General features: G+C 50.6%; 1 protein-coding gene. It reads right to left on the minus strand.

Annotated features, from left to right (window positions below):
- Positions 1 to 59: 59 nt before the first annotated feature.
- Positions 60 to 1,159, minus strand: a protein-coding gene (locus P8H26_RS18025) for an IS3 family transposase (RefSeq protein WP_289634461.1) whose coding sequence is annotated in 2 segments (ribosomal slippage) — positions 60 to 907 and positions 907 to 1,159 — 1,101 coding nt in all. Because the reading frame shifts where the segments join, the coding sequence is not laid out codon by codon here.
- Positions 1,160 to 1,223: the final 64 nt, after the last annotated feature.

Genomic DNA, 1,223 nt, shown 5'->3' on the forward strand with positions numbered 1-1,223 from the left:
TGACGTGAGCCCCAATGCTCCTCCATTTTTCAGGAGAGTCTTAGGTTATACTATTGGCCTTAAGCGGCCCGTTTTTCTAGAGCCATTTTTATTGCGAACTCATTCGGCGTAGCATTGCCGAGTGAAGAGTGCGGTCTGTTTTTGTTATAATCATCCTTCCATGCTTTGATCTCGGTGCGTGCCTGAGCGAGCGATGAGAACAAGGTCTCGTTCAGGCATTCGTCGCGGAAACTACCGTTGAAGCTTTCGACAAACCCGTTTTGCATTGGTTTGCCCGGCGCGATGTAGTGCCATTCAATGCCTGTCTCCTGACACCACTTGAGAATGGCATGACTGGTCATTTCTGTCCCGTTGTCAGAAACTATCGTTCGTGGCTTGCCGAGTTGACTGATCAGGTAATCCAGCTCGCGTGCCAACCGCAGGCCTGACAGGGATGTGTCGGGAACCAAAGCCAGACACTCCCGCGTGAAGTCGTCAACGACCGCAAGAACCCTGAACCGACGACCATCTGTGAAGGCATCACTGATAAAGTCCAGGCTCCATCGTTCATTAGCTCGCGATGGTAAAGCTATCGGCCTCCGCGTTCCCAGAGCTCGTTTGCGCCCACCACGCTTGCGCACAGTTAGTTTCTCTTCCTGATATAATCTACGCAGCTTCTTCAAGTTCATGATGATCCCCTGTCGTTCCAGCATGACGTGAATACGCCGATAACCGAAGCGCCGTCGTTCGGAGGCCACTTGTTTCATTGCTTCACGAATATGCGCATCATCAGGCCGCTTACGACGATAGCGCACACTTGATCGATCAACACATAAAACGGCACACGCCCGACGCTGGCTCACGGCATACACTTGGCAAACACGAACAACTGCGTCTCGCCTGGCATCGGGCGTTACCATTTTTTTGCAGCAACATCTTTCAAAATAGCATTATCCAGCATCGTCTCCGCCAGCAGCTTTTTTAGCTTGGCATTTTCTTCTTCCAATGCTTTCAGCTTACGCGCATCGGAAACCTCTAGGCCACCAAATTTGGCTTTATATTTGTAAAAACTGGCGCTGCTAATCCCATATTTGCGGCACACTTGTGCAGTTGGCGTTCCCGCTTCCTGCTCTTTAATCATCCCGATTATCTGTTCGTCTGAAAACCGTGAGCGTTTCATTGTCCATCTCCTACCAAGGATTGGACTCTACCAAAATCTGGAGGAGTTTGCGGGGCTCAGGTCA

It is taken from the genome of Pseudochrobactrum sp. sp1633 (assembly GCF_030376605.1).
In the GTDB taxonomy this organism is placed as follows: domain Bacteria; phylum Pseudomonadota; class Alphaproteobacteria; order Rhizobiales; family Rhizobiaceae; genus Pseudochrobactrum.